The 24,441-nt window shown below is 46.4% G+C and carries 25 protein-coding genes; 16 read left to right on the top strand and 9 right to left on the bottom strand.

Annotation, left to right across the window (positions count from 1 at the left end):
- Nucleotides 1-27: 27 nt before the first annotated feature.
- On the bottom strand, nucleotides 28-669 hold the full coding sequence (locus R8O70_RS04600) for a DUF2959 domain-containing protein (RefSeq protein ID WP_005382972.1): 642 nt from the start codon (nucleotides 667-669) through the stop codon (nucleotides 28-30).
- Between the two features lie 34 nt (nucleotides 670-703).
- On the opposite strand from R8O70_RS04600, the gene R8O70_RS04595 reads away from it, so the two are divergent.
- The 3 genes from R8O70_RS04595 (at nucleotide 704) to R8O70_RS04585 (ending at nucleotide 3,078) form a co-directional block, all read left to right on the top strand.
- Nucleotides 704-1,648, top strand: coding sequence for a virulence factor BrkB family protein (locus tag R8O70_RS04595; protein WP_005379281.1), 945 nt, complete (start codon nucleotides 704-706; stop codon nucleotides 1,646-1,648).
- Nucleotides 1,620-2,054, top strand: a complete 435-nt coding sequence (gene dtd / locus R8O70_RS04590; protein ID WP_005379282.1) for a D-aminoacyl-tRNA deacylase — start codon at nucleotides 1,620-1,622, stop codon at nucleotides 2,052-2,054. The genes R8O70_RS04595 and dtd overlap by 29 nt, the downstream gene beginning before the upstream one ends.
- A gap of 106 nt (nucleotides 2,055-2,160) precedes the next feature.
- Nucleotides 2,161-3,078: a bifunctional GNAT family N-acetyltransferase/hotdog fold thioesterase gene (locus R8O70_RS04585; protein ID WP_005379283.1), complete on the top strand. Its 918-nt coding sequence runs from the start codon at nucleotides 2,161-2,163 to the stop codon at nucleotides 3,076-3,078.
- On the opposite strand, the gene R8O70_RS04580 is transcribed toward R8O70_RS04585, so the two are convergent.
- The 4 genes from R8O70_RS04580 to hslR form a co-directional block, all read right to left on the bottom strand.
- Nucleotides 3,064-5,181: an AsmA family protein gene (locus R8O70_RS04580; RefSeq protein WP_258625046.1), complete on the bottom strand. Its 2,118-nt coding sequence runs from the start codon at nucleotides 5,179-5,181 to the stop codon at nucleotides 3,064-3,066. The genes R8O70_RS04585 and R8O70_RS04580 overlap by 15 nt on opposite strands.
- A gap of 190 nt (nucleotides 5,182-5,371) precedes the next feature.
- Nucleotides 5,372-7,000 carry a phosphoenolpyruvate carboxykinase (ATP) gene (pckA, locus tag R8O70_RS04575; RefSeq protein WP_017820689.1) on the bottom strand — a complete coding sequence of 543 codons (1,629 nt, stop codon included), beginning with the start codon at nucleotides 6,998-7,000 and terminating at the stop codon, nucleotides 5,372-5,374.
- Nucleotides 7,001-7,336: 336 nt separating this feature from the next.
- Entirely contained in the window at nucleotides 7,337-8,212 is an 876-nt protein-coding gene (hslO, locus tag R8O70_RS04570) for an Hsp33 family molecular chaperone HslO (RefSeq protein WP_005379290.1), read from the bottom strand.
- A gap of 31 nt (nucleotides 8,213-8,243) precedes the next feature.
- Complete coding sequence (hslR, locus tag R8O70_RS04565) at nucleotides 8,244-8,630, bottom strand: ribosome-associated heat shock protein Hsp15 (RefSeq protein ID WP_005379292.1); 387 nt, start codon at nucleotides 8,628-8,630, stop codon at nucleotides 8,244-8,246.
- Nucleotides 8,631-8,883: 253 nt separating this feature from the next.
- Between hslR and gspC the strand changes: the two genes are divergently transcribed.
- Genes gspC through R8O70_RS04505 form a run of 12 tightly spaced genes read left to right on the top strand, consistent with a single transcriptional unit; the run spans nucleotide 8,884 to nucleotide 20,192 of the window.
- Nucleotides 8,884-9,810 carry a type II secretion system protein GspC gene (gspC, locus tag R8O70_RS04560; protein WP_053303408.1) on the top strand — a complete coding sequence of 309 codons (927 nt, stop codon included), beginning with the start codon at nucleotides 8,884-8,886 and terminating at the stop codon, nucleotides 9,808-9,810.
- 36 nt (nucleotides 9,811-9,846) lie between these two features.
- Nucleotides 9,847-11,865: a type II secretion system secretin GspD gene (gspD, locus tag R8O70_RS04555; RefSeq protein ID WP_005379295.1), complete on the top strand. Its 2,019-nt coding sequence runs from the start codon at nucleotides 9,847-9,849 to the stop codon at nucleotides 11,863-11,865.
- Nucleotides 11,865-13,367, top strand: coding sequence for a type II secretion system ATPase GspE (gene gspE / locus R8O70_RS04550; protein ID WP_005379296.1), 1,503 nt, complete (start codon nucleotides 11,865-11,867; stop codon nucleotides 13,365-13,367). Before gspD ends, gspE begins: the two co-directional genes overlap by 1 nt.
- A complete protein-coding gene (gene gspF, locus R8O70_RS04545) occupies nucleotides 13,367-14,584 on the top strand; it encodes a type II secretion system inner membrane protein GspF (RefSeq protein ID WP_005382993.1) in 1,218 nt (405 codons plus the stop codon). The genes gspE and gspF overlap by 1 nt, the downstream gene beginning before the upstream one ends.
- Before the next feature lie 59 nt (nucleotides 14,585-14,643).
- Entirely contained in the window at nucleotides 14,644-15,087 is a 444-nt protein-coding gene (gene gspG, locus R8O70_RS04540) for a type II secretion system major pseudopilin GspG (protein WP_005379298.1), read from the top strand.
- Between the two features lie 29 nt (nucleotides 15,088-15,116).
- Nucleotides 15,117-15,716 carry a prepilin-type N-terminal cleavage/methylation domain-containing protein gene (locus R8O70_RS04535; RefSeq protein ID WP_151514505.1) on the top strand — a complete coding sequence of 200 codons (600 nt, stop codon included), beginning with the start codon at nucleotides 15,117-15,119 and terminating at the stop codon, nucleotides 15,714-15,716.
- On the top strand, nucleotides 15,703-16,092 hold the full coding sequence (gene gspI, locus R8O70_RS04530) for a type II secretion system minor pseudopilin GspI (protein ID WP_017635009.1): 390 nt from the start codon (nucleotides 15,703-15,705) through the stop codon (nucleotides 16,090-16,092). Before R8O70_RS04535 ends, gspI begins: the two co-directional genes overlap by 14 nt.
- Nucleotides 16,079-16,756, top strand: a complete 678-nt coding sequence (gene gspJ, locus R8O70_RS04525) for a type II secretion system minor pseudopilin GspJ (RefSeq protein ID WP_132936677.1) — start codon at nucleotides 16,079-16,081, stop codon at nucleotides 16,754-16,756. Before gspI ends, gspJ begins: the two co-directional genes overlap by 14 nt.
- The gene (gspK, locus tag R8O70_RS04520; protein WP_005382999.1) at nucleotides 16,749-17,759 is read left to right on the top strand and encodes a type II secretion system minor pseudopilin GspK; all 1,011 of its coding nucleotides are present in this window, start codon (nucleotides 16,749-16,751) and stop codon (nucleotides 17,757-17,759) included. Before gspJ ends, gspK begins: the two co-directional genes overlap by 8 nt.
- Nucleotides 17,728-18,930 (top strand): type II secretion system protein GspL, encoded by a 1,203-nt coding sequence (gspL, locus tag R8O70_RS04515; protein ID WP_053303405.1) that lies wholly within the window; start codon nucleotides 17,728-17,730, stop codon nucleotides 18,928-18,930. Before gspK ends, gspL begins: the two co-directional genes overlap by 32 nt.
- A gap of 7 nt (nucleotides 18,931-18,937) precedes the next feature.
- Nucleotides 18,938-19,429: a type II secretion system protein M gene (locus tag R8O70_RS04510; protein WP_005383002.1), complete on the top strand. Its 492-nt coding sequence runs from the start codon at nucleotides 18,938-18,940 to the stop codon at nucleotides 19,427-19,429.
- Nucleotide 19,430: 1 nt separating this feature from the next.
- Nucleotides 19,431-20,192 (top strand): type II secretion system protein N, encoded by a 762-nt coding sequence (locus tag R8O70_RS04505; protein ID WP_017635007.1) that lies wholly within the window; start codon nucleotides 19,431-19,433, stop codon nucleotides 20,190-20,192.
- 303 nt (nucleotides 20,193-20,495) lie between these two features.
- On the opposite strand, the gene cysQ is transcribed toward R8O70_RS04505, so the two are convergent.
- The 4 genes from cysQ to R8O70_RS04485 form a co-directional block, all read right to left on the bottom strand.
- Nucleotides 20,496-21,323: a 3'(2'),5'-bisphosphate nucleotidase CysQ gene (gene cysQ, locus R8O70_RS04500; protein WP_005379308.1), complete on the bottom strand. Its 828-nt coding sequence runs from the start codon at nucleotides 21,321-21,323 to the stop codon at nucleotides 20,496-20,498.
- Between the two features lie 44 nt (nucleotides 21,324-21,367).
- A complete protein-coding gene (gene nudE / locus R8O70_RS04495) occupies nucleotides 21,368-21,937 on the bottom strand; it encodes an ADP compounds hydrolase NudE (RefSeq protein WP_065275013.1) in 570 nt (189 codons plus the stop codon).
- A 176-nt stretch (nucleotides 21,938-22,113) separates the two neighbouring features.
- A complete protein-coding gene (gene nfuA / locus R8O70_RS04490; RefSeq protein ID WP_005379313.1) occupies nucleotides 22,114-22,698 on the bottom strand; it encodes a Fe-S biogenesis protein NfuA in 585 nt (194 codons plus the stop codon).
- Between the two features lie 97 nt (nucleotides 22,699-22,795).
- Nucleotides 22,796-23,521, bottom strand: coding sequence for a phosphoribosyltransferase family protein (locus tag R8O70_RS04485; protein WP_258625042.1), 726 nt, complete (start codon nucleotides 23,519-23,521; stop codon nucleotides 22,796-22,798).
- 84 nt (nucleotides 23,522-23,605) lie between these two features.
- On the opposite strand from R8O70_RS04485, the gene bioH reads away from it, so the two are divergent.
- Nucleotides 23,606-24,373 (top strand): pimeloyl-ACP methyl ester esterase BioH, encoded by a 768-nt coding sequence (gene bioH / locus R8O70_RS04480; protein WP_005384724.1) that lies wholly within the window; start codon nucleotides 23,606-23,608, stop codon nucleotides 24,371-24,373.
- Nucleotides 24,374-24,441: the final 68 nt, after the last annotated feature.

Here is a 24,441-nt window from a genome sequence, read left to right as displayed (position 1 = left end):
TCCTCGCTAGGAGGAGGTCTGAATCATTTACTTTTGATTGAGCTTTTGTAGGAATTTATCGGACTCTGCAATCGCTTCGTTCATTTGTTTGATCGCAAACTGAATGTCCTTCTCTAAGCTAGAGAACTCACCTTGCAAAGAACCAATCGCACTGGCGTTAAGGTTGTGTTTTAAGTACAACGTGTTGTCACGCAGCGTGTCCAGTACCGGTGTCATCTTTTTCTCTGCACGCTTCATAGCGCTAAGCATGGTTTTGTACGAGGCTTTGGTTTCACGTAGTTTTTGCTCGCTTGAACGACGCAGTTTCGCACTCGAGTACAGCTCTAGCTCATCTTGCCACTCATCAAACAGTGCGCCGGATACGTCTTCAATCGCAGCAATACGGTCACGTACGTCTTGAGCCGCTTTTTCGCTATCTTCGTATTTGTCATTGATGTTGTTGTAGACATTTTCTAGCTCACCACCATCAAAGTTGGTGATCGCAGACAATGCTTCAAGTGCACTGGTGAATTCTTCTTGTGCATCTTGTTGAGATTCTTTGGCATCTTCGACGCGGTCGACCATAATATCTCGTTTATGATACCCAACCTGCTCCATTGCTGAGTAATAAGCAGATTGACACCCTGTTAAAGTGAAAATTGATAGTACAATTGCTAATAAATAAGGCATTCTTATGTCCTCGGCGCTAATTATGGGATGAACTATGAACCAGTTATCAGAGAGTTACAAGGCGAGATTAATCAATCTACTGCCAAGTTGCGTCGCGTTTTTTAAGTATCTTCTTAAGCGATTAACGCATGACCGTGTGAATGTGAACGCGGGCTATCTTGCCTACATTACCTTGTTATCCATCGTGCCAATGCTGACGGTATTGTTATCAATATTGTCGAAATTTCCCGTTTTTGCGAACGTTGGTGAGGTGCTGCAAGGCTACATTATTGAGAATTTTGTGCCAGCTTCTGGAGAAGCTGTACATACGGCATTACAGGAATTTGTGGCGAATACGGGCAAAATGAGCGCGGTTGGCGGTGGGTTTTTATTCATCGCAGCGGTCATGCTGATTTCCAACATTGATAAGAACTTAAACTACATTTGGCGAGTTAAAGACAAGCGCCGTTTAGTCTTTTCATTCTCTATGTATTGGATGGTACTCACGTTAGGGCCGATCATGGTCGGTGCGAGTATTGCGGCGACGTCGTACGTGACTTCGCTGCAAATTTTAGAGAACGAGACATTATCTGGTGCGTTTAATTTATTTCTGCGTTGGCTACCGTTGTTGCTGTCCTTTTTTGCTTTTCTTGGCTTGTATATTCTAGTGCCGAATAAAAAAGTACACCTCGCTCATGGTGCCATGGGGGCAGCAGTCGCCGCGATACTGTTCGAGTTGAGTAAAAAAGGCTTTGCACTCTACATCACTCAGTTTCCGTCTTATCAGCTCATCTACGGCGCGTTAGCGGCGATTCCTATCTTATTTGTTTGGGTGTATTTATGCTGGATGATCGTGTTATTGGGGGCGGAAGTTACGGCTGCGCTTGGTGAGCGAGAGCACTGGAGTGAAGATTTAGACATGATACACTCGACCGCTGAATCTCAGTTAACAGATGAAGGAAGCGAGAGTAGTGATAGCGCTAATTCAACGAGTCAGTGAAGCTGCCGTCCGTGTGGATGGTGAAGTCGTAGGAGAAATTGATCGTGGTCTGCTGGTCTTATTGGGCGTAGAGAAGGACGACGATGAAGCTAAAGCAAAGCGTTTAATGGAGCGTGTTACAACCTACCGTGTGTTCGAAGATGACGAAGGCAAGATGAACCTGAACGTTAAACAGGTGGAAGGTAAAGTGCTGGTGGTTTCTCAATTTACGCTGCCTGCGGATACAAAAAAAGGCACGCGAGCTGGCTTTTCTCGCGGTGCGCATCCTGTTGATGCAGAGCGCTTGTATGATTACTTTTCTGACTTGTGTGAAGAAGTCTTACCCACACAGCGTGGCCGCTTCGCTGCCGATATGAAAGTGTCCTTGGTGAATGACGGTCCTGTGACGTTTTGGTTGCAGGTCTAATCTGGTAACACAGGCGCCATAGTCTAAGCTTTAACTCCAAGCTCATGGAATTGGCTTGGAGTAATTTTTCCGACACTGATTAGTGTTGTGCTTTCAAAGGATTGATATGTTCAAACTCATTACTCCCAAAACCGATAATCAGATAAACAAGTATTATCAGTTTCGCTGGCAACTGCTTCGTGAGCCATGGCGTATGCCGATCGGCTCAGAGCGCGATGAATACGACGAAATGAGTCATCACCGCATGATTGTTGATGGTCGAGGTCGTCCTATGGCGATTGGCCGTTTATACATTACGCCGGACAATGATGGCCAGATCCGCTATATGGCGGTTAAAAATAATCGCCGTAGCAAAGGGATGGGTTCGCTGGTTTTGGTTGCACTAGAGTCGTTAGCACGCCAGGAAGGAGCGAAACGCTTGGTGTGTAATGCCCGTGAAGATGCCATCGCCTTTTATGAAAAAAATGGCTTTGAGCGTCGAGGCGAGCTAACCGATGAGCGTGGCCCTGTGCGCCATCAGCAAATGGTGAAGCAACTGGATCCGATGGCCAATGTGTTACGTCGCCCTGAATGGTGTACTGAGCTTCAACAGCGCTGGGAGCAACAAATCCCAATTAGCGACAAAATGGGGATCAAGATTAACCAGTACACGGGTTACCAGTTTGAATGCTGTGCGCAGCTTAATCCTAACCTTAATCCGCATAACACCATGTTCGCTGGGTCAGCTTTTACCTTAGCAACCCTGACAGGGTGGGGGATGACGTGGCTGCTGCTTAAAGAGCGTGGGCTGCACGGTGATATTGTGTTGGCCGACAGCTCGATTCGCTATCGTCAACCAGTCGAACAAAACCCCGTGGCGAGTACTTCGTTGGATGGGATCAGTGGTGACCTAGACCGATTGGAGTCGGGACGCAAAGCACGCATCGTTATTCACGTAGTGATTTATAGTGGTGACACGCCAGCTGTTGATTTTGTCGGTACCTATATGTTGATACCGAACTACTCGCAGTTACTCAGTTGCTGATGGGGTAAGCGCCGACTGATCTGCTGGGCGCTTATCTGTTTCACCTTCTTGCTCTGTCGGTGAGAGGGTTTGTTCTGCTGCGGAATTCGTGTCGGGTACTTCATCTTCTTCGATAACTTCTTCGTAAAGCTCTTCCTCTTGAGTCTCCAAATTGATGTTATCAATCACGATTGGCTTCTCGATGGAAGGTTCATTTTTCTGTGGAGTCTCAATATCAGTAGGCTCGGCCAGTTTTGATGCGTTCACGCACTCATTACGGTGGGTTTCGCCACTTAGTAGATCGCCTTCAATGTTTCCGCACGACTCTTCCAATTGATAAGTAATGCCACTTAGCGGGTTGTTGGCCATATCAAATGTACCCCAAACCTTACCACTTATGGCTTTTCCTGAGATGGTGACCGGCTTTATGGCAACTTCCCCTCGTTGCGCGCTTAAACGCAGTGGACTTAAGGTAATGGCTTTGAGCGAATGATCCGCTTGGGACTTCAAGCGGGTATCTCGGAGATTGGCTTCCACTTCACCCGATAAGCTGTAGGCCAGCATGTTGCGATCACCTGATAACCCTTGTAGATCGAGGCTGAGATCGGAAAAACCATCAATAGCCAGTGTGTCGGGTAAAAAATAATCGTGGAAGAGCGATAAGGGAATACCATCAGCATTGACGTTGAGCGCCCAAGGTTGGCTCGGGGTACTCAAATCTATTTGTCCGATGCCTTCTACGTAGCCATGCTCGAGTGGCGCAAAAAGGCGAGTCAATTGCCAAAAGCCATCTTTGCTTTGCATGGCAAGTGCTGCGTGAGACGTGAGTATTTGGTCATAGCTGGCGTTGACAACGCTGACTTCCAATTCGCCTTGCCAAAGGCCCCAACGTTGAGCCGACTGTTTAATATCAAGCTGTTGTCCTTCGATATTTAAACCGGAAAGTTGCCAATAAGGTTCGTGAGATAGCTGGATAATTTGGCTGCGCTCAATGTCGAGTCGTTCGATTGCAACATGCTCTAACTCGCTGGTGGCGGCGTGCCACCAATTTAGGTTGTCTTCTGGCTGTGTTGCCCACTTGAGGCCTTGAATAGAGGCTTCTTTGAGCTTCCATTGTGTTGGCGTGAACAATCCAGAAACTTGCACTCGACCTTGCTGCCAATCTAAGCTGAGCTCGTTGAGCTGGATTACTCCTGGCTCGATAGCGGCACTCAAACGTGGCTCTATTGCGGTTTGCTGCTGGAATCGAACGCTATCCGCCTGCAATGACACTTGAGCTTTTGTCTTCCAGAGAGACAGTGGCAGTGTGGCGTTTTCCACAGAAAGATCCAAGTTCTGCCAGTGCCAGTCGCCCCATTCAATATCGGCGTTAAGCAAATCTAAGCTATTAATATGATTAATGTTAAATGGTAGATCGTGCCAAGGTTTTGCAAGCAGTGATTGGCGCTGCGTATTACTCAGTTTCAGCTTGTTGATGGTCACATTTACTAAAGACCAGCCTTGAGGGTACTGCTCCCCTTGCCCAGATATTTGACTGTTACGCCAGTTAAAAGAGGTGCCATAAAGCGTACTGTCTTGCGGTTTGTAGTCTATATCGACTAAGACTTGATTAAAGGCTTCGCCATTCCAATAGAGTTGGTCAGCTGCAAGTTGAACTTCGCCATATGGTATTAATTGACCATTCCATTGTGGTGATTGAATTTGAAGGTCAATGCCATTGGCAGAGAACTGCTCGTCGGCGTAATCAATATTTTTGAGCGCGATTTGATGGAATAAAACGTTATCTAAAGGTGGGAGCTTTGGTGCGCCATACTGCAATCTCATACCATCAATCAATAAACTATCAACGATCCATTTACCATCGCGATAAACATCGGGATTCATCCATAAATCGACTTGCTCGATGTAAGACGCATCGTCTCCGCTGGTGTTCACGCGTTGTAAAGTTAGGTGATAGGGAAAGCCATAACGCACGCTTTCGGCCCGGAAGGGAAGAGAAAAGGTGTTTGACAGCAAGCGCCAGGTTGCGTCCGCGTAAGATGTTGTTAGCAGCGCAATCGTAGCGGCTGGAATGGCAACTAAGATAACCAGTAACAGAAGTAGAACTCGACGCGCTGTTTTCATCTTTGCTAGAACCTACGTGTGTTATGAAATAAAACTAGATAGGCTTTAGCTTGTATCAATATTCTGTGGTATTCAATAAAAAGCCCCTCAAAAGAGGGGCTTGAAGCAATTTTTGTAACTTGGCCTACGTAAAGGTGATAAGTTAATGCCAACTTTTCACTGAGTTTACGCGACGTCGCTGTTACTCGATTTAATCAATCTGAGGACCAGCCGCAACCAGAGATTTACCTTCAGCGTTGTCTGTGTACTTATCAAAGTTATTGATAAAGCGCGCTGCTAAATCTTTCGCTTTGCTTTCCCACTGAAGTGGGTCAACGTACGTGTCGCGAGGGTCTAGAATGCTTGGATCCACACCTGGTAGTGACGTTGGTACTTCAAGATTGAAGATAGGAATGTGCTTAGTTGGTGCATCTTCAATCGAACCATCAAGAATTGCATCAATAATTCCGCGTGTATCTTGAATAGAGATACGTTTGCCAGTGCCGTTCCAACCAGTATTCACTAGGTAAGCCTCAGCGCCTGCTGCTTCCATGCGTTTAACCAGTACTTCTGCGTATTTAGTTGGGTGAAGCGTTAGGAACGCCGCGCCGAAACAAGCAGAGAAAGTTGGTGTTGGCTCAGTAATACCGCGCTCTGTTCCCGCTAGTTTGGCGGTAAAGCCTGATAGGAAGTGGTACTTAGTTTGCTCGGGTGTCAATTTAGATACTGGAGGCAGTACGCCAAATGCATCGGCTGATAGGAAGATCACTTTATTCGCGTGACCGCCTTTTGATACTGGCTTAACGATATTATCGATATGGTAGATAGGGTAAGAAACACGTGTGTTTTCTGTTTTCGAACCATCATCAAAGTCGATAGAGCCATCGCCACGTACTGTTACGTTTTCTAGCAGTGCATCACGACGAATTGCGTTGTAGATGTCCGGCTCCGCTTCTTTCGAAAGTTTGATGGTTTTTGCGTAACAACCACCTTCGAAGTTGAAGACACCGTCATCATCCCAGCCGTGCTCATCATCACCAATTAGCGCACGTTTAGGATCAGTCGACAGGGTCGTTTTACCCGTACCAGATAGACCGAAGAATACCGCTACATCGCCATCTTTGCCCATGTTAGCGCTACAGTGCATTGATGCGATGTCTTTTAGTGGAAGGAAGTAGTTCATCATGGCGAACATACCTTTCTTCATTTCACCGCCGTACCAAGTACCACCGATAAGTTGCATGCGCTCAGTTAGGTTAAATACGGTGAAGTTTTCTGAGTTCAGGCCTTGCTCTTCCCATTTTGGATTAGTGCATTTTGCGCCATTCATTACTACGAAGTCTGGTTCAAATGTCGCTAACTCTTCTTCTGTCGGGCGAATAAACATGTTTTTAACGAAGTGCGCTTGCCATGCGACTTCTGTGATAACACGAATGCTCAAACGTGTATCTGGGTTTGCACCACAGTAACCGTCAACAACAAACAAGCGTTTGTTAGAAAGCTGGTTTGTGACCAGTTCTTTTAGCTCGTCCCACACTTCAGGAGTGATTGGCTTGTTATCATTTTTCACTTGATCAGACGTCCACCACATATGTTCTTCTGTCGTAGCGTCTTTGACGATGTATTTATCTTTTGGTGAGCGACCAGTAAAGATGCCAGTGTCAACGGCAACCGCACCTAGTTCAGTAACCACGCCGCGCTCATAACCGGTTAGGTCTTCACGCGTTTCTTCCTCAAACAACATTTCGTAGCTTGGGTTGCGAATAACCTCTTTTACGTTATGCAGTCCGTGCTTGGTTAGATCAAGTGTTGCAGCCTTAGTATGTTCCATAACGGTCATAGGTGCTCCTTATAAGGATTTTGTAGGGATTTTGTAAGAATGTTTTAATTTTAATCTGCTCACCATGCTAGCAACGGGGCGGGGAGAAAACAGGGAGATAGCTCAAAATTTACCCATGATTTCAATAAGGTTTTAGGTAACCCGTCACATATTGGTGGGAATAGTCTATCGTGCACGCAATCCTTTGCGCTAGGGCAAAATCATTATTAATTGTTTAAAATTAAGCAGTTGTTTTATTACGCTTGAGGCTAGTTATTACGAGGGGTTGATCACAAAAAGGCCAGCATTAAGCTGGCCTTTTGTAGGGTAAATTACGTGCTTGATAAGCTATGTAAATTAATGCAGGGTTTTCTTGTCTGTAGAAGCTTGTGCATACAGTTCAGTGACTTCAGATTCGTCGAACGTATAAGTTGTGCCACAGTAATCACAATGTAAAGAAACTGATCCAACTTCTGCCAAAATGTCATAAATTTCAGCTTTCTCAACGGTGATGATTGCTGCACCGCTACGCTCACGAGAACAGCCACAATGGAACTCGACAGGTTGCGGCTCGTACAGACGTACTTTGTCTTGGTTATATAGTCGATACAATAACTCGTTCGCTTCTAAACCAAACAATTCTTCATCTTTTACTGTGTCAGTGAGCTGCTCTAGATGTTCGAAATCATCTGGAGAGCCAGTGCCGTCAGGGATCACTTGAATCAACATACCTGCTGCGTGTGCTTTGCCTTCATGCTCACCAGTGCGGATCCATAGGCGCGTTTTTAACTGCTCTGAGTTTGCAAAGTAGCCTTCTAGCACTTCTGCTAAAGTGTCACCTTCTAATCCAACGACGCCTTGGTAACGCTCGCCGTTTTTCGGTTCGATGGTGATCACAAGGTAGCCCTTACCCATTAGATCGTGAATATTTGCGTCATCGGCAACATCGCCTTCCCAGCGAGCTACGCCACGAACACGTTGGTTATGGTCACCGTTGATAACGGCAAGAGACACAGGACCGTCGCCTTGTAGCTGGATGGTGATCGAACCTTCGAACTTAAGAGTGGCAGTTAAAAGAGTAGTTGAAACGAGTAGCTCACCCAGCAGTTTCTCTATTGCTGCCGGATATTCCTTGCTGGAGATAACACGTTGGTACGCTTCATCCAATTGTACCAACTCGCCACGTACTGAAAGATCTTCGAATAGGTAGCGGTTTAAAACATTATTTGCCATGGAGTGCTTTCCTCGTTGGTAATTCCGGCTTTTATTGGTGTTTGAACTTAATGATGTCTCGGCGCTGCTTTTTATCTGGGCGGCGTTCCGGACTTGGGTTGTGGGCATTAAGCTTACGTTGAGTCGCGTGTTCCTCACGTTTCGCGATACTCTCATTGGTTTCGCGATATAAGGTTTGTGCGATGGGAGCGCCTCGGCGTTGATCTGAGATTTGTTCGATGATCACGATTTTTTCTTCGTTGCCTTGACGAAGTCTGACTTCAGCGCCCACTTCAACGATTTTACTCGGCTTGCTTCGTTGGCCATTATAGTGGACTTTACCGCCATCGACCATGTTACGCGCGATGGAGCGGGTTTTGTAAAATCTTGCGGCCCATAGCCATTTATCTAGCCTAACGGCTTCATTTAGGGAACTCATAGAACACTACGCTATCTAATCACTGCCCGAATACGGCAATGAGTGATGGATTATTCACCTACAGATGGAGTCAAGGCGTATTTTTTTCAAGGGAGTTGGCAAAAACTGCATAAGAAAAAGGTATGAAAGACAACTTGTGATATAGTTCACTGCTCTTTGTTGAGTAATAATTTTATTGCAAATTTAGCAATTTAAAGTCGATAGCTATCGTTATAGCTTAAATGACGGACGTTAGAATAAAGGAATCCATTCAGTGAAACGTTTAGAGCTAAGTGCAGGATTATCAAGCAGACCGCTACTGGCTCAGATCAAGTCCAATCATTATACCATTCAAGCCAAACTTAGCTTGTTGCTTACCTGTCTGTTTATTGCGATAACCGGATGGATACTTGGCAAAATTGTGTGGTTAGCCATACCTCAATCGTCGGAAGTGCCGCAATGGCGTCCATCGGCGAGTAGCGTTGCTGCGAGCAATAAAGGCGACGCGATAGATTTTAATGCCCTTCAGAATGCCAACCTATTCGGTAAATACACTGAGCAAAAAGCGGCGGTTGTAGAACAGCCTATTGTTAAAGACGCCCCTAAGACGCGCCTTAACCTCACCCTAGTCGGTGCGGTTGCCAGCAGTGATGCCAATACCAGCCTTGCTGTTATTGCTAACCGAGGTAAGCAAGCTACGTACGGTTTGGGTGAAGAAATCGAAGGGACACGTGCGACGCTAAAAGCGGTATTGGTGGATCGCGTCATCATTGATAACCAAGGTCGAGACGAGACCTTAATGATGCAAGGTATAGAATATAAGAAGCTATCTGAATCGCCGCAGGTAGCTAGGGCGCAAGCTCAGCGAGCAGAAGCAGCGACGTCTGACGTTGGAGAGAAATTAGAGCAAATCCGCGAAGAAATTGCGAAAGATCCACAAAGCGTTTTTAAATACATCACCATTTCACCCGTCAAAAAAGACGGAGACATTGTTGGTTATCGAGTATCACCTGGTCGTGATGCCGCATTATTTAATGATGTAGGGCTACAACCTGGTGATATTGCGGTTCAACTGAACGGGATCGATTTAAGTGATCCGTCTTCTTCAGTACAACTGATGCAAGTGATGAGCGATCCGCAAGAATTAAATTTAACTGTTGAGCGAGACGGCCAACAGTACGATATCTATATCCAATTGTAAGACTTAGGCAACCGGCGTAAGTTCAGGGAGACATACGTGAAACATTGGTTCAGCAAAAGTGCTTGGCTACTAGCAGGAAGTTTACTCTGCGTACCAGGTGCAATGGCAAACGAATTTAGTGCGAGCTTTAAAGGCACTGATATTCAAGAATTCATCAACATAGTGGGTCGTAACCTCGAAAAGACCATCATTGTTGATCCTTCAGTACGCGGTAAGATCGATGTCCGCAGCTATGACGTACTTAACGAAGAGCAATATTACAGCTTTTTCCTTAATGTCCTTGAAGTATACGGTTACGCAGTCGTAGAGATGGACAATGGGGTACTTAAGGTTATCAAAGCAAAAGACTCAAAAACCTCAGCAATCCCTGTGTTAGGTGATGGTAGCGCGCAAGGCGATAGTGTTATCACTCGAGTTGTCGCGGTGCGTAATGTGTCGGTCCGTGAGTTGTCTCCTCTACTTCGTCAGCTGATTGATAACGCCGGTGCCGGTAACGTGGTTCATTATGATCCAGCGAATATTATCTTGATTACTGGTCGTGCGGCAGTAGTGAATCGCTTAGCAGAGATCATCAAGCGTGTTGACCAAGCCGGCGATAAAGAAATTGAATTGGTGGAGCTGCGTAATGCATCTGCTGCTGAAATGGTACGCATTGTCGAAGCACTGAATAAAAGTGCGAATCAGAAAAGCACGCCAGAGTTCCTTGAACCTAAAATTGTGGCCGATGAACGTACTAACGCGATTTTAATTTCTGGTGATCCAAAAGTAAGAGCCCGCTTGAAACGTTTGATTCGTCAACTTGATGTTGAAATGGCGACAAAAGGTAACAACCGAGTTGTGTACCTGAAAAATGCGAAAGCTGAAGACTTGGTGGATGTATTGAAAGGTGTTTCCGATAACCTGCAAGCTGAAAAGCAAGCCGGTCAGAAAACATCAGGTGCATCGCGTGGTGAGGTCGTCATTGCTGCTCACGCTGCAACTAACTCGTTAGTTTTAACAGCGCCGCCAGACATTATGATGGCATTACAAGACGTCATTTCTCAACTCGATATTCGTCGTGCTCAGGTTCTTATTGAAGCGTTAATTGTCGAAATGTCTGAAGGTGATGGTATTAACCTAGGTGTTCAGTGGGGTTCGTTAGAAACGGGTGCTGTAATTCAGTACGGTAACTCAGGAGCCCCGATTGGTCAGGTGATGGTTGGTCTAGAAGAAGCAAAAGATCAAACCCGAACTGAATACTATACCAACTCTAATGGCGAACGAACGCCATATGATGTTACTGAATCAGGTGACTACTCTACGCTAGCGTCAGCACTTAGCGGAGTAAATGGTGCGGCAATGAGTATTGTCATGGGTGACTGGACAGCGCTAATTAGTGCTGTTGCTTCTGACTCCAACTCAAACATTCTATCTTCTCCGAGTATTACCGTAATGGATAATGGCGAAGCATCATTTATTGTGGGTGAAGAGGTTCCGGTTATTACGGGCTCTACGGCTGGCTCAAACAACGACAACCCATTCCAAACGGTTGACCGTAAAGAAGTCGGTATCAAACTCAAAGTAGTGCCACAAATTAACGAAGGTGACTCTGTACAGTTAAACATTGAACAAGAAGTTTCCAACGTATTAGGCGCAAACGGTGCGGTTGACGTTCGCTTTGCTAAACGACAGTTAAACACCTCTGTCATGATCCAAGATGGTCAGATGTTGGTTCTTGGTGGTTTGGTCGATGAACGCGCACTTGAAAGTGAGTCTAAAGTGCCGCTATTGGGTGACATTCCGGTACTTGGCCATCTGTTCAAGTCAACGAGCACGCAAACAGAAAAACGTAACTTGATGGTGTTCATCAAGCCGACGATTATTCGCGATGGTGTGACGGCCGACGGTATTACGCAGCGTAAATACAACTTTATTCGCGCAGAACAGCTTTACAAAGCGGATCAAGGTTTGAAGTTGATGGCAGACGAGAAGATCCCGGTTATGCCTGCCTTTGGCCAGGAGCGTCAGCACCCAACAGAGATTCAAGCGTTTATTGATCAAATGGAAAACAACTAATGGTTGATATGTTAGACACAGCGCCAAGTATGCGTCGTCTGCCATTCAGTTTTGCCAACCGCTTTAAACTGGTGCTGGAGACAGAGCATCCTGAGCGTCCACCTATTCTTTACTATGTCGAGCCGCTTAACCCTGCGGCTCTGGTTGAAGTCCGTCGTGTATTAAAGAAAAGCTTCGTACCGCAACCTATCGATAAAGAAGCCTTTGATAAAAAGCTGACTGAAGCATATCAACGCGACTCGTCTGAAGCGCGTCAGTTGATGGAAGATATTGGTGCTGATAGCGATGATTTCTTCTCTTTGGCTGAAGAACTGCCGCATGATGAAGACTTATTAGAATCGGAAGACGATGCGCCAATCATCAAATTGATCAACGCCATGTTGGGCGAAGCGATCAAAGAAGGTGCGTCGGATATTCATATTGAGACGTTCGAGAAAACCCTTTCGATTCGTTTCCGTGTCGATGGCGTATTGCGTGAAGTTCTGACCCCAAGTCGTAAGCTAGCGCCTTTGCTAGTTTCTCGTGTGAAGGTTATGGCTAAACTAGATATCGCAGAAAAGCGTGTGCCTCAAGATGGCCGTATTTCGTTGCGTATCGGTGGTCGTGCGGTGGACGTGCGTGTATCTACGATGCCGTCCTCTCATGGGGAGCGCGTGGTAATGCGTCTGTTGGATAAAAACGCGACTCGTCTTGATTTACATAGTTTGGGCATGACCCCTTCAGTGCATGACAACTTCCGTCACTTGATTGGTCGCCCTCACGGTATCATCTTGGTGACGGGCCCGACAGGTTCTGGTAAATCCACCACCTTGTACGCTGGCTTGCAAGAGATCAATAGCAACGAACGCAACATTCTAACGGTTGAAGACCCGATCGAATTTGATATTGATGGCATCGGTCAAACTCAGGTGAACCCAAAGGTCGACATGACGTTTGCGCGCGGCTTGCGTGCCATTCTGCGTCAGGACCCGGATGTGGTGATGGTCGGTGAGATCCGTGACTTAGAAACCGCACAAATTGCAGTGCAAGCGTCCTTAACGGGTCACTTGGTAATGTCGACTCTCCACACCAACACCGCAGTGGGTGCGATTACGCGTCTACGTGATATGGGTATTGAGCCATTCCTTATTTCTTCTTCGTTATTAGGGGTGCTAGCGCAGCGCTTAGTTCGAACGCTTTGTCCAAGCTGTAAAGAGCCGTATGAAGCCGATGCGGAACAGAAAAAACTGTTTGGTATGGAAGCGCATGAACCGTTAGAACTGCACCGAGCAAAAGGCTGTGAAGCGTGTAACCAAAAAGGCTACCGAGGTCGAACAGGTATCCACGAGCTCATTATGGTTGATGAGCAAGTGCAAGAGTTGATTCACCGAGAGTCTGGTGAGCAAGAAATTGAGAGAGCCGTTCGCGCCCATACGCCAAGTATTCGCAGCGATGGTTTAAGCAAAGTGCGTCGTGGCATTACGTCACTTGAAGAAGTGATGCGAGTGACGAAGGAAACCTAATGGCGGCATTTGAGTACAAAGCGCTAGATGCAAAAGGCAAGCATAAAAAAGGCACGATAGAAGGGGATAACGCCCGACAAGTGCGCCAGCGACTCAAAGAGCAAGGGATGATCCCGATTGAAGTGGTTGAGACGAAAGCTAAATCGGCTAAGTCTTCAGGTTCAGTCAGCTTTAAGCGCGGCATCTCAACATCTGAGTTAGCACTCATCACACGTCAATTGTCTACGCTAGTCCAATCAGGAATGCCTTTGGAAGAGTGTTTGCGTGCGGTCTCTGAGCAGGCTGAAAAGCCGAGGATTCGTTCTATGTTGGCTGCGGTTCGCTCGAAAGTAACTGAGGGTTATCCGCTCGCCGACAGTTTTGCCGATTACCCACACGTGTTTGATGAACTGTACCGCTCCATGGTTGCGGCGGGCGAAAAATCAGGTCACCTCGATACCGTATTAGAGCGTTTGGCAGACTACGTCGAAAACCGCCAAAAGATGCGATCTAAATTGCTTCAAGCCATGATTTATCCTGTAGTTTTGGTGGTATTCGCGGTTGTCATCGTTTCGTTCTTATTGGCGACAGTTGTTCCTAAAATCATTGAACCCATCATTCAGATGGGCCAAGAGTTACCTCAATCGACGCAATTTTTACTGGCAGCCAGTGAGTTTGTGCAAGATTGGGGGCTGATTATTTTCGTTGTGCTGGTGGCGCTTTTCTATGGCCTCAAACTGGCGTTGCAAAAGCCAGACTTTCGCTTAGCTTGGGACAGAAAAATCTTGAGCTTACCGCTAATAGGTAAGATCTCTCGAGGTTTGAATACCGCACGATTCGCACGAACACTTTCGATCTGTACTTCCAGTGCGATTCCAATTCTCGAGGGTATGCGCGTTGCGGTAGATGTTATGTCTAACCGTTATGTGAAGCAGCAAGTCTTGCTTGCAGCGGATAACGTCCGAGAGGGCGCTAGTTTGCGTAAGGCGTTGGACCAAACTCGCTTGTTTCCACCAATGATGCTACACATGATCGCCAGTGGTGAGCAAAGTGGTGAATTAGAGAGCATGTTGACGCGGGCAGCCGATAACCAAGATCAAAACTTTGAATCAACAGTCAATATTGCTCTGGGTGTGTTTACTCCTGCGCTGATTGCATTAATGGCTGGATTAGTGTTGTTCATTGTGATGGCGACCTTGATGCCAATGCTAGAAATGAATAACTTGATGAGCGGATAATTTCGAATTAAGACGTGTCTACTAACGGCATGGCTTTAATCTAACTTTCGGAGAAAAAAATGAAGTTTAAGCGTAGTAAACAACAGGGTTTTACACTTTTAGAAGTGATGGTTGTTGTAGTTATCCTGGGTATTTTGGCAAGTTTTGTTGTTCCAAACCTATTGGGTAACAAAGAGAAGGCAGACCAACAAAAAGCGATTACGGACATTGTCGCGTTGGAAAATGCCTTAGATATGTACAAGTTGGACAACAGCGTTTACCCAACAACGGACCAAGGTCTAGAAGCATTGGTTAGCAAGCCATCTAACCCAGAGCCACGCAACTACCGTGATGGTGGTTACATCAAACGTCTTCCTAATGACCCTTGGGGCAACCAGTACCAATACTTAAGCCCAGGTGATAACGGTACAATCGATATCTTCACTCTAGGCGCAGATGGCCAAGAGGGTGGAGAAGGTCCAGCTGCAGATATTGGCAACTGGAACATGCAAGACTTCCAATAATTGAGCCTAAGCCAGCACTAATGAAACAAATGCGAAAACATAACGGTTTTACATTGATAGAAATTCTATTAGTGCTGGTTTTGCTATCTCTTACGGCTGTGGCCGTGATCTCGACGTTACCGACTAGCCAAAAAGATCTTTCCAAACAGTATGCTCAAAGCTTTTTTCAGCGTTTACAGCTGCTCAATGAAGAAGCGGTGCTGAGCGGTAAAGATTTTGGCGTTCGAGTGGATGATGCCAAATCGACCTACGCTCTACTGAGTTTAACCTCAGAAGGTTGGCAGCCTCTGAAATTAAAGCAGATTCCGAGCAAAACCAAGCTAGAAGAAGATATTGCGCTACAACTCGAGCTCGGAGGTGGTGCTTGGGATAATGATGAGCGCTTATTCAAACCAGGTTCTCTTTTTGATGAAGACATGTTCGCAGAAGAAGAGGACGAAAAGAAAATTGAGCCACCGCAAGTGTTTATCTTTTCCAGCGCTGAAGTCACGCCATTCACCCTGTCTTTTTTTCCGCAAAATGGTGATGCCTTTAATGACGGTTGGCGAGTCATTGGCAAAGAAAGTGGACAAATTTTGTTATTAGCTCCGGGCGAAGAAGTGAAAGAGGATGAGAATGCGCAATTTTAAGCAAGCTCGCCCCAATTTGAGTCATCGCCGGACGAGAGGCATGACCTTACTGGAAGTATTGGTCGCACTGGCAATTTTCGCCACCGCTGCCATCAGTGTCATTCGCTCCGTGAGCCAGCATATTAATACAATCAGTTATTTAGAAGAAAAAATGTTTGCAGCCATGGTTGTGGATAATCAGATGGCAAATGTGATGTTGAATACCGGAGAACTCAAAGCGAAAAACGGCACAGAAGAGCTGGCAGGACGCACTTGGTTCTGGAAAGTCACGCCAGTCGCCACGACGCAGCCATTGCTGAAAGCATTTGATGTGAGCGTCTCGGTAGAGAAAAGCGCGAGCCCTGTAGTAACGGTACGAAGCTATGTGGCGCAATAATCATCTCCGCGCAAACACGCGCCAAAGGGTAAAAGGTTTTACACTTATTGAAGTGTTGGTATCGATTGCCATCTTTGCCAGTTTAAGTGTCGCAGCGTACCAAGTGGTATCGCAAGTACAGCGTAGCAATGCGCTATCACAAGAACGAACCCAACGCTTAAACGAAATTCAGCGTGCCATGGTTATGATGGATAACGATTTTCGTCAAATGGCGATGCGTCAAACACGTACTAATGGTGAAGAGCCTGCTAGCCGGCTAATTTTTTGGTCCGATTACCTGTTGGACTCCGATACTAAAGGGCTGATGTTTGCCCGTTTAGGTTGGCACAATCCTCAGCAGCAGTTCCCTCGTGGAGAAGTAACCAAGGTTGGCTATCGCTTAAAAGAAGAAACACTGCAGCGAGTATGGTGGCGCTATCCTGATACGCCGGTTGGGCAACAAGGTACTGTTACTCCATTGCTAACGCAGGTCGAGTCATTTGATATGCGTTTCTATGATGGTAAGCAATGGAAAAAAGAGTGGGCTGAAGAAAAAGCGCTGCCGAAAGCGGTTTCTGTTGTTCTCACTCTCAAAGACTATGGAGAAATTGCCCGCACTTATCTCACTCCTGATGGCACATTGAGTCAGAAAGAGGAAAGTTCAGGAGACAGCAATAATGGTTAACCGTCAGCGCGGTGTTGCTTTGATTATAGTGTTGATGTTGCTGGCGATTATGGCGACGGTTGCCGCCAGCATGTCGGAACGTTTGTTCTTACAGTTTCAGCGAGGCGCTAATCAAATCAATTACCAGCAAGCGTACTGGTACAGCCTTGGCGTCGAGGCGCTAGCAAAAGTGGGTATCGAACAAAGTTATAAAGACACCGACACGATTAATATGAGTCAACCGTGGGCGATAAAAGAGCAAGTCTATCCGTTAGATTATGGTCAAGCGGCGGGACGAATTAGAGACAAGCAAGCGTGCTTTAATCTAAATGTATTGAGTCGTGTGCAACCAACGGGTCAGCAAATTACAAGACCATATTTAGTGAATGTATTGCAGCGCCTATTAGAAGAGTTGGATGTCGAGCCATATCAAGCAGAAATCATTGCAGACTCTACTTGGGAATACATTGATGCTGATGACTCTGTCCGTTCGACTACTGGGGTTGAAGACAGCACATATGAAGCGATGAAACCTTCCTATTTGGCATCAAATGGTTGGATGGCAGATGCTTCCGAGTTACGGGCTGTCTATCAGGTGAGTGGTGAAATTTTCCAAAAATTGGAGCCGTTGGTCTGTGCATTGCCAAGTGATGACTGGCGTTTAAACGTGAATACGATTGATGTTGAGCAAACTCCGATTTTGGTGGCAATGTTCTCACCAAACTTAAGCAGTAGTGATGCGATTCAGCTAATTGAAAAACGCCCATTTGATGGGTGGGATAGCATTGATGAATTTTTAGCAGAGTCAGAAATGGCTGGCTTAAGTGAAGATGTAAAGAAAAACGCCAAAGGCTATTTGGGTGTGGATAGCGCCTTTTTTGAATTGGATGCACAAGTGTTGGTGGATGAATCACGTGTACGTATCCGAAGCCTTTTGCAAAGTACAAATAGAGAAACGGTGACCGTAGTTCGCCGTCGTTTTGGAGGGATCAGTGAGCGAGTTTCTGACCGTTCGGCTGAGTAGCGAACAACAAAGTACCATTCCTTGGGTGGTGTGGTCGACAGATCAACAGGAAGTGATTGCTAGCGGTGAAATCGCCGGGTGGGAACACTTAGATGAATTGGTCTCATATGCTGGTCAGCGCCAAGTTGTGGCGCTGTTGGCGAGTAATGATGTGGTCCTGACGCAAGTGGATATACCGCCTGGTGCAACACGCCAATTCGAGGCGATGTTACCGTACTTAGTGGAAGACGAAGTTGCTCAGGACGTTGATGGCCTGCACTTTAGCGTGTTGGGTAAACAAGCGGATAAAGCGCAGATTTGCGCAGTTGAACGTGCTTGGATTCAGACTGTACTGCAACGTTTCTCAAGCCAAGGTATCGCCATTAAACGCATTTTACCCGATGTGCTTGCGTTACCGGTTCGTGGAGATCACAGCAGTGCTGCAATGATTGGCGAGCAATGGCTAATTCGTCACTCTGTGACAGAGGGCGCGGTTGTCGACGCTTCTTGGTTAGACCTTTACCTCTCTTCTTATCTACAAAATCATGAAGGTTGGAAGCTCGATTGCTATAGCTCGGTCCCGGAATCTGCGTTACCTGAAATATGGGAGCCGCAACCAGAAGAAATGACGATGGCTTTACTGGCGAAGGGGGTGACAGAAAGCAAAGTCAATTTGCTGACTGGGATCTTCAAGCCGAAATCTTCTTGGGGTAAATACTGGAAGCTCTGGCAAAAAGCCACCATTGCTGCGGGGGTGCTTATCGTTGTCATGGTTGCGCAGCAGTTGCTCGTGGTCCACAAGTACGAAGCACAAGCTCAAGCGTATCGTGAGGAGAGTGAGCGTATTTTCCGCCAAGTGTTCCCAAATAAAAGACGCATTCCTACCGTTAGTTACCTCAAACGACAAATGGATGATGAAGAGCGCCGCTTATCTGGTGGAGGTGGTCAGCAGGCAATGTTGTCATGGTTGGCGGCATTACCCGCGACGCTTGGTCAGGTCAGCGACTTGGAGATCACTAGCTTTAAATACGACGGACAACGTGGCGAAGTACGTATTCAGGCTCGTAGTTCAGACTTCCAACCTTTTGAGCAGGCTCGTGTGAAATTGGCAGAGAAGTTTAATGTTGAGCAAGGTCAGTTGAACCGTAGCGATAACGTTGTGGTTGGCAGCTTTGTTTTGAAGCGTTTGTGAGGTGATGATGAAAAATTTAATTTCTCAAGCTCAGGTTTGGTGGAGCAGCATCTCGCAGCGTGAGCAGCGTTTGGTCATGGGATGTGGCGCTATTGCCGTTATCGGTATTATTTATTGGGGTTTATTACAACCAATGAGTCAACGTGCGGAGCTAGCTCAGTCACGTATTCAAAGTGAAAAGCAGTTGCTAGCTTGGGTACAAGATAAAGCGGATGGCATCACTGCACTGCGAAAAAGCAGCGGTGTGAGCTACTCTAGTCAACCGTTGAATCAGTTAGTTTCTTCTTCAGCTCGTCGTTATAAAGTTGAGTTGATTCGAGTACAACCTCGTAATGAGAGCGTTCAAGTGTGGATCAAACCACTCGCGTTTAATCAACTAGTGGATTGGTTACGTTACTTGAAAGAGCAACAGGGTATTGAAGTCGAATTTTTAGATATCGACCGAACAGAGCAAGCGGGCATGATCGATGTAAACCGCCTTCAGTTTAAGCGAGGTTAAGGTGAAGCGAGCAGTACTTTACGTTGTTATCTTTATCGTCTTTTTTTCAGTCAGTCTTTTAATGGGATTACCAGTCTCTTGGGTGTTACAACAAGCACCAACAGTGAGAGGCCTGGACATTCAAGGAGCCAACGGTTCGGTATGGCAAGGTCAAGCTGCTAGTATTCGTTGGCAGCGCCAGAACCTTGGAGAAGTTAATTGGGATTTCCAATGGTCGAGTCTACTGACAGGTAAAGCTGAGTTTGCTGTGCGCTTTGGTCGTGGTAGTGAAATGGACGTTCGTGGGCGCGGTTTTGTCGGCTATAGCTTAAGTGATGGCCCTTATGCCAAAAACTTAGTTGCCTCGATTCCGGCGGTAAAAGTTGTTGAGCAAGCGCGCCTCCCTGTGCCTGTTGGTGTTGATGGGCAGCTTGAGCTGAATATTCGTCATGCGACTTATGCTGCGCCTTGGTGTAAGAACGGTGAAGGCACTTTAGTATGGAATGCCAGTGGTATTCAAAGCCCCGTTGGCAGCTTAGATCTCGGTCCTGTGATTGCCGATATAAACTGTCAGGATAGTGTATTGACGGCAACTGGTGAGCAGAGCAGCAAACAAGTCTCTGCGGCGTTTTCCGCTGAACTGATGCCTAATCAACGGTACTCAACCAAAGCGTGGTTCAAACCTGGTGCAGAGTTCCCATCCAGCATGGGGGAGCAACTGAAATGGTTGGGTAAGCCGAATGCTCAAGGTCAATATGAGTTTAACTACCAAGGGCGCTTCTAACCTATCGTGACAAAATCCAATATCTTAAAAGAGCTGCTATTGTGCAGCTCTTTTTGCTTTTGGATCATCGTAAGCTAAAACCTCTATTCGCTGTACATTCGATCTTGATTGGGAGTGAATGAAAGTTTAAAGTCATGATTTTTTAAGCGATTTGTTTCTTTTGTTCAGCTTTGCAAGTAACTGGAACATGGTAGGCCAAATACTCCAAGTGCTGTACAGAAGGTCAAAAAGAAAAGGCCACGAAGATATTCGTGGCCTTTCTATTGCTAGAATTTTGTGCTCTAAATTTTACCGATAGGGCGCTTAATCTTTGCGTTGTAAAATCTCATTCCAAGGTAAATCCGCATCACCAAGAACAATAAAATTCGGGTTTTCTAGTGTTTCCCGCTCGTTATATGACAGCGGTTCTAATTGCGTGCTGAGAATACGTCCGCCAGCTTCTTCAACAATGCATTGTGTCGCAGCGGTGTCCCACTCACCTGTTGGACCTAGTCGGAGATAGCAATCTACCGCCCCTTCCGCGACGAGGCATGCTTTCAATGCCGCAGAACCGAGCGGTATTAAGTCGTAATTCCAGGCGCTGCTCATACGGTTAGTAATACGATTGATGTCTTGGCGACGACTAATAGCAATTGCGATGCTTTGCTCTGGCTGTTCGTGTTTGTGTGTATGGATTTTGACGCTGTCCGACATGTCGGGAATTTTCCAGGCGCCTTTGCCATTATAAGCGTAGTAAGTCACGCCAGATACAGGACCGTAAACGACGCCCATGGTTGGTCGATTGTTGTCGACCAACGCGATAATAGTGGCAAAGTCACCACTGCGAGCGATGAATTCTTGAGTACCATCAAGAGGGTCGACTAACCAATAACGTTCCCACTGAGCGCGTTGCTCTAAGCTTATGTCTGCGTCTTCTTCTGACAACACGGGAATGTCAGGCGTCAGATCACTCAAGCGTTCAGTGATGAACTTGTGAGCTGCAATATCTGCACTTGTTACGGGAGTTTCGTCACTTTTGGTGTAGGCCTCGTATTGCTTCTTTTCATATATTTCGAGGATCATTTGCCCAGCACTGCGGGCAATCTCGATGACTTGAGGAAGTAGGTGAGATAGATCTTTTGTCATTGGCATAAGTGATAGTCCTTACTCACAGTGTTATTCGGTTCTAATGACCGTTATTGGTTATGATTGTGAGTGGTGTTTGGTAAGTGTTTCAGTGCCAACATTAGCGCTGTGATGCTTCGTGCTTCACAGAAATCCATGTGAGTTAATAACTCTTCGGCTTGCGCAAGTGGCCAACGCACAATTTCCAGTGGTTCAGGCTCATCGCCTTCTTGCTTCTCTGGATAAAGCGCCTGTCCTAAAAATAGAGTCATTTTGCTCGAAAAGTAAGATGGCGCGAGGATAACTTGTTTCAACGGGGTTAACTGATTGCAGCCAAAGCCGATTTCTTCTTTTAACTCACGATCCGCAGCTTGGTGTGGTGTTTCTCCTGGGTCAATCAGCCCTTTTGGGAAACCTAGCTCGTAACGTTCAGTTCCAGCGGCGTATTCACGCACCAGTAATAAATCGCCTTGTTCTGTTACAGGGACTACCATTACAGCATCTCGTCCACTTGGCTTCATACGCTCATAAGTACGGTGCTCACCATTGGAAAAACGAAGGTCGAGCGCTTCCACAGCAAACAGTTTGGATTTTGCAACCGTCTGGCATGAGAGTATCTCTGGTGGGGTTCGTTTCGGCATGACGCTGGCTCCTTGGTGTCGTTGGCGTTTACGAGATGCGTAAGATTCTTAATATATGAGAACTCCGCCTGAGTTTCTAGCGGATTTTACGAGTCGAGCTAAGCATCTCAGCATCACCTCAGTATCGATACAAAAATGGGAGACCGAAGCCTCCCATTTTCTGACAGTGTTTACTCTTAGTAGTAAGAGTGATCACCACGGTCATGTTCTGTAGCATCACGAACTGCGGTTAGTTCACCAATGAACTGGTTTAGCAGCTCTTTCTCGATGCCTTCTTTTAGTGTTACGTCAACCATAGAACAGCCATTACAACCGCCACCAAATGCAACAATCGCAACACCGTCTTCAGTGATCTCAACCAAGTTTACGTGACCACCGTGGCCAGCAAGTTGTGGGTTCACTTGAGTTTGGATAACGTACTCAACGCGCTCAACCAGTGGTGCGTCGTCCGCAACTTTACGCATTTTAGCGTTAGGTGCTTTTAGCGTTAGCTGAGAGCCCATTTTATCGGTAACAAAATCGATTTCAGCGTCTTCAAGGAATGGCAGGCTTAGCTCATCCACGTAAGCTGAAAAACCGCTGTAAGAGAGTTCAGTGTCGGTCGATTCTACTGCTTCTGGTGGGCAGTAAGACACGCCACACTCAGCGTTTTGTGTACCTGGGTTCACAACGAAAATACGAATGTTAGTGCCTTCAGGTTGTTGACCTAAAAGGTTAGCGAAATGCGTTTGCGCAGTTTCTGTAATAGTAATATTTGACACGACGAATACCCGAGTAAATTTGTAGGTTACTGCTGCTATTCTACTCTTGTTGACGTATGGGTCTAGTCTTTTTGATGCTAAGGCATGGCGAAGCGATCTAGAGAGAACGAGGAGCAGGTGTTCTGCAGATGCAGTAAATATCGATGCTTTCTACGCCAACTTCAAGTAGTAAATGACATAATTGTCGGACGGTACTGCCTGTGGTGACTACATCATCGACGATGGCAACATGGGAATAGTGAGGTTGCTTATTGAGAATAAACGCGCCTTTTAAGTTTTGTTCACGGCTTGTTTTGGTATTACCACGCTGTGATTGGGCGAGCTTTACTCGACGAAAGACCTTCGCATCAAAATTAGTCTGCAATTGCTTGGCGAGGTGTCGGGCTAAAACATCACTTTGATTAAAACCCCGGCGCAGGTAACGCTGCCAGTGCAATGGCACACTGGTAATGATTGGAGCTGGCGTGGTGATGCGCAGTGCCAGTTGCTCGGTTAATGCTTTTACATGCCAAGACTCTCCGTGATCTTTAAAGCGTTGTACTTCCCGTGAAAGGGGAAAGTCGTAATCGCCTAACGTGTACAGCCTTTGCCATGGCGGTGGCTTTGAAAGACATTCACCACACATACTATCCGTACTCATTTCTTCTTTCTGTAATGATAAACCGCAGCGTTGACATCGTTTTACCGGAGTTAGGTATTTTAAACAGTGCTCGCACCAGCGCAGAGTATTTGTGTGGCTTGGTGTTTGAATAGGGAACCGACACAGGCCGCATTGACTGCTCAATACGCGATGCATGATGTTTTGCCAGTGATGAGATAACATAGCGTTTATTCATGGTGATATTGTACTCAGCCTAACGCTTGGCTGAAGCCGTAGGGAATAAAATAAGTGGGAGAGATTGAGAGCATGAGCACGAAATTACACTGGCAGTCATTTGGTCAGGGACCAGATTTGGTGTTACTGCATGGTTGGGGCATGAATGGTGCGGTATGGCAGCAGACAGTCGAGTCTCTTCAACCTTATTTCCGAGTTCATGTGGTTGACCTTCCGGGGTACGGACATAGCGCCGAATCTCATGCCGAAGATTTAGACCATATTGCTAACTTGGTGGTGCAAGGTGCGCCAGAGAAAGCGATTTGGCTTGGTTGGTCCCTCGGAGGTTTAGTGGCGACGCATGTGGCGTTAAATATGCCCGAGCGTGTGGCTAAGTTGATTACGGTTGCCAGCTCACCTAAATTTGCCGCAGAAAAACCGTGGCGCGGCATTCAACCGAATGTACTGAGTGCGTTCACCTCTCAGTTGCTAGAAGATTTCTCACTGACCATTGAGCGCTTTATGGCGTTGCAAGCGATGGGTAGCCCATCAGCGCGTAAAGACGTTAAACAGCTCAAGCAAGCGGTACTATCGCGCCCTCAGCCAAACCCTGAATCGCTGTTGGTTGGGCTAAACATCCTTGCTGATGTGGATCTGCGCGATGCGTTGACGTCTCTTTCTGTTCCAATGTTGCGTCTTTATGGCCGTTTAGATGGGTTGGTGCCAATTAAAGTAGCTAACGATTTGAGTGAACAGTTGCCTCATACCCAGCAGTTTGTTTTTAATCAGTCCTCTCATGCGCCTTTTATCACCGAACATGACGAATTTTGTGTTCAAATCCGAGAGTTTGCTCACGATTGAGCTAGTGCGAGCGGAAACACCTCAAGTTGTTTAAAAAGTGGTCGATATAAAGGCTGGTGAGGTTTTAT

Source organism: Vibrio sp. 779(2023) (assembly GCF_033344285.1).
Lineage (GTDB): Bacteria > Pseudomonadota > Gammaproteobacteria > Enterobacterales > Vibrionaceae > Vibrio > Vibrio alginolyticus.
Note: the sequence above shows the minus strand (reverse complement) of the source record. Positions and strands in the feature narration are given on the sequence as shown.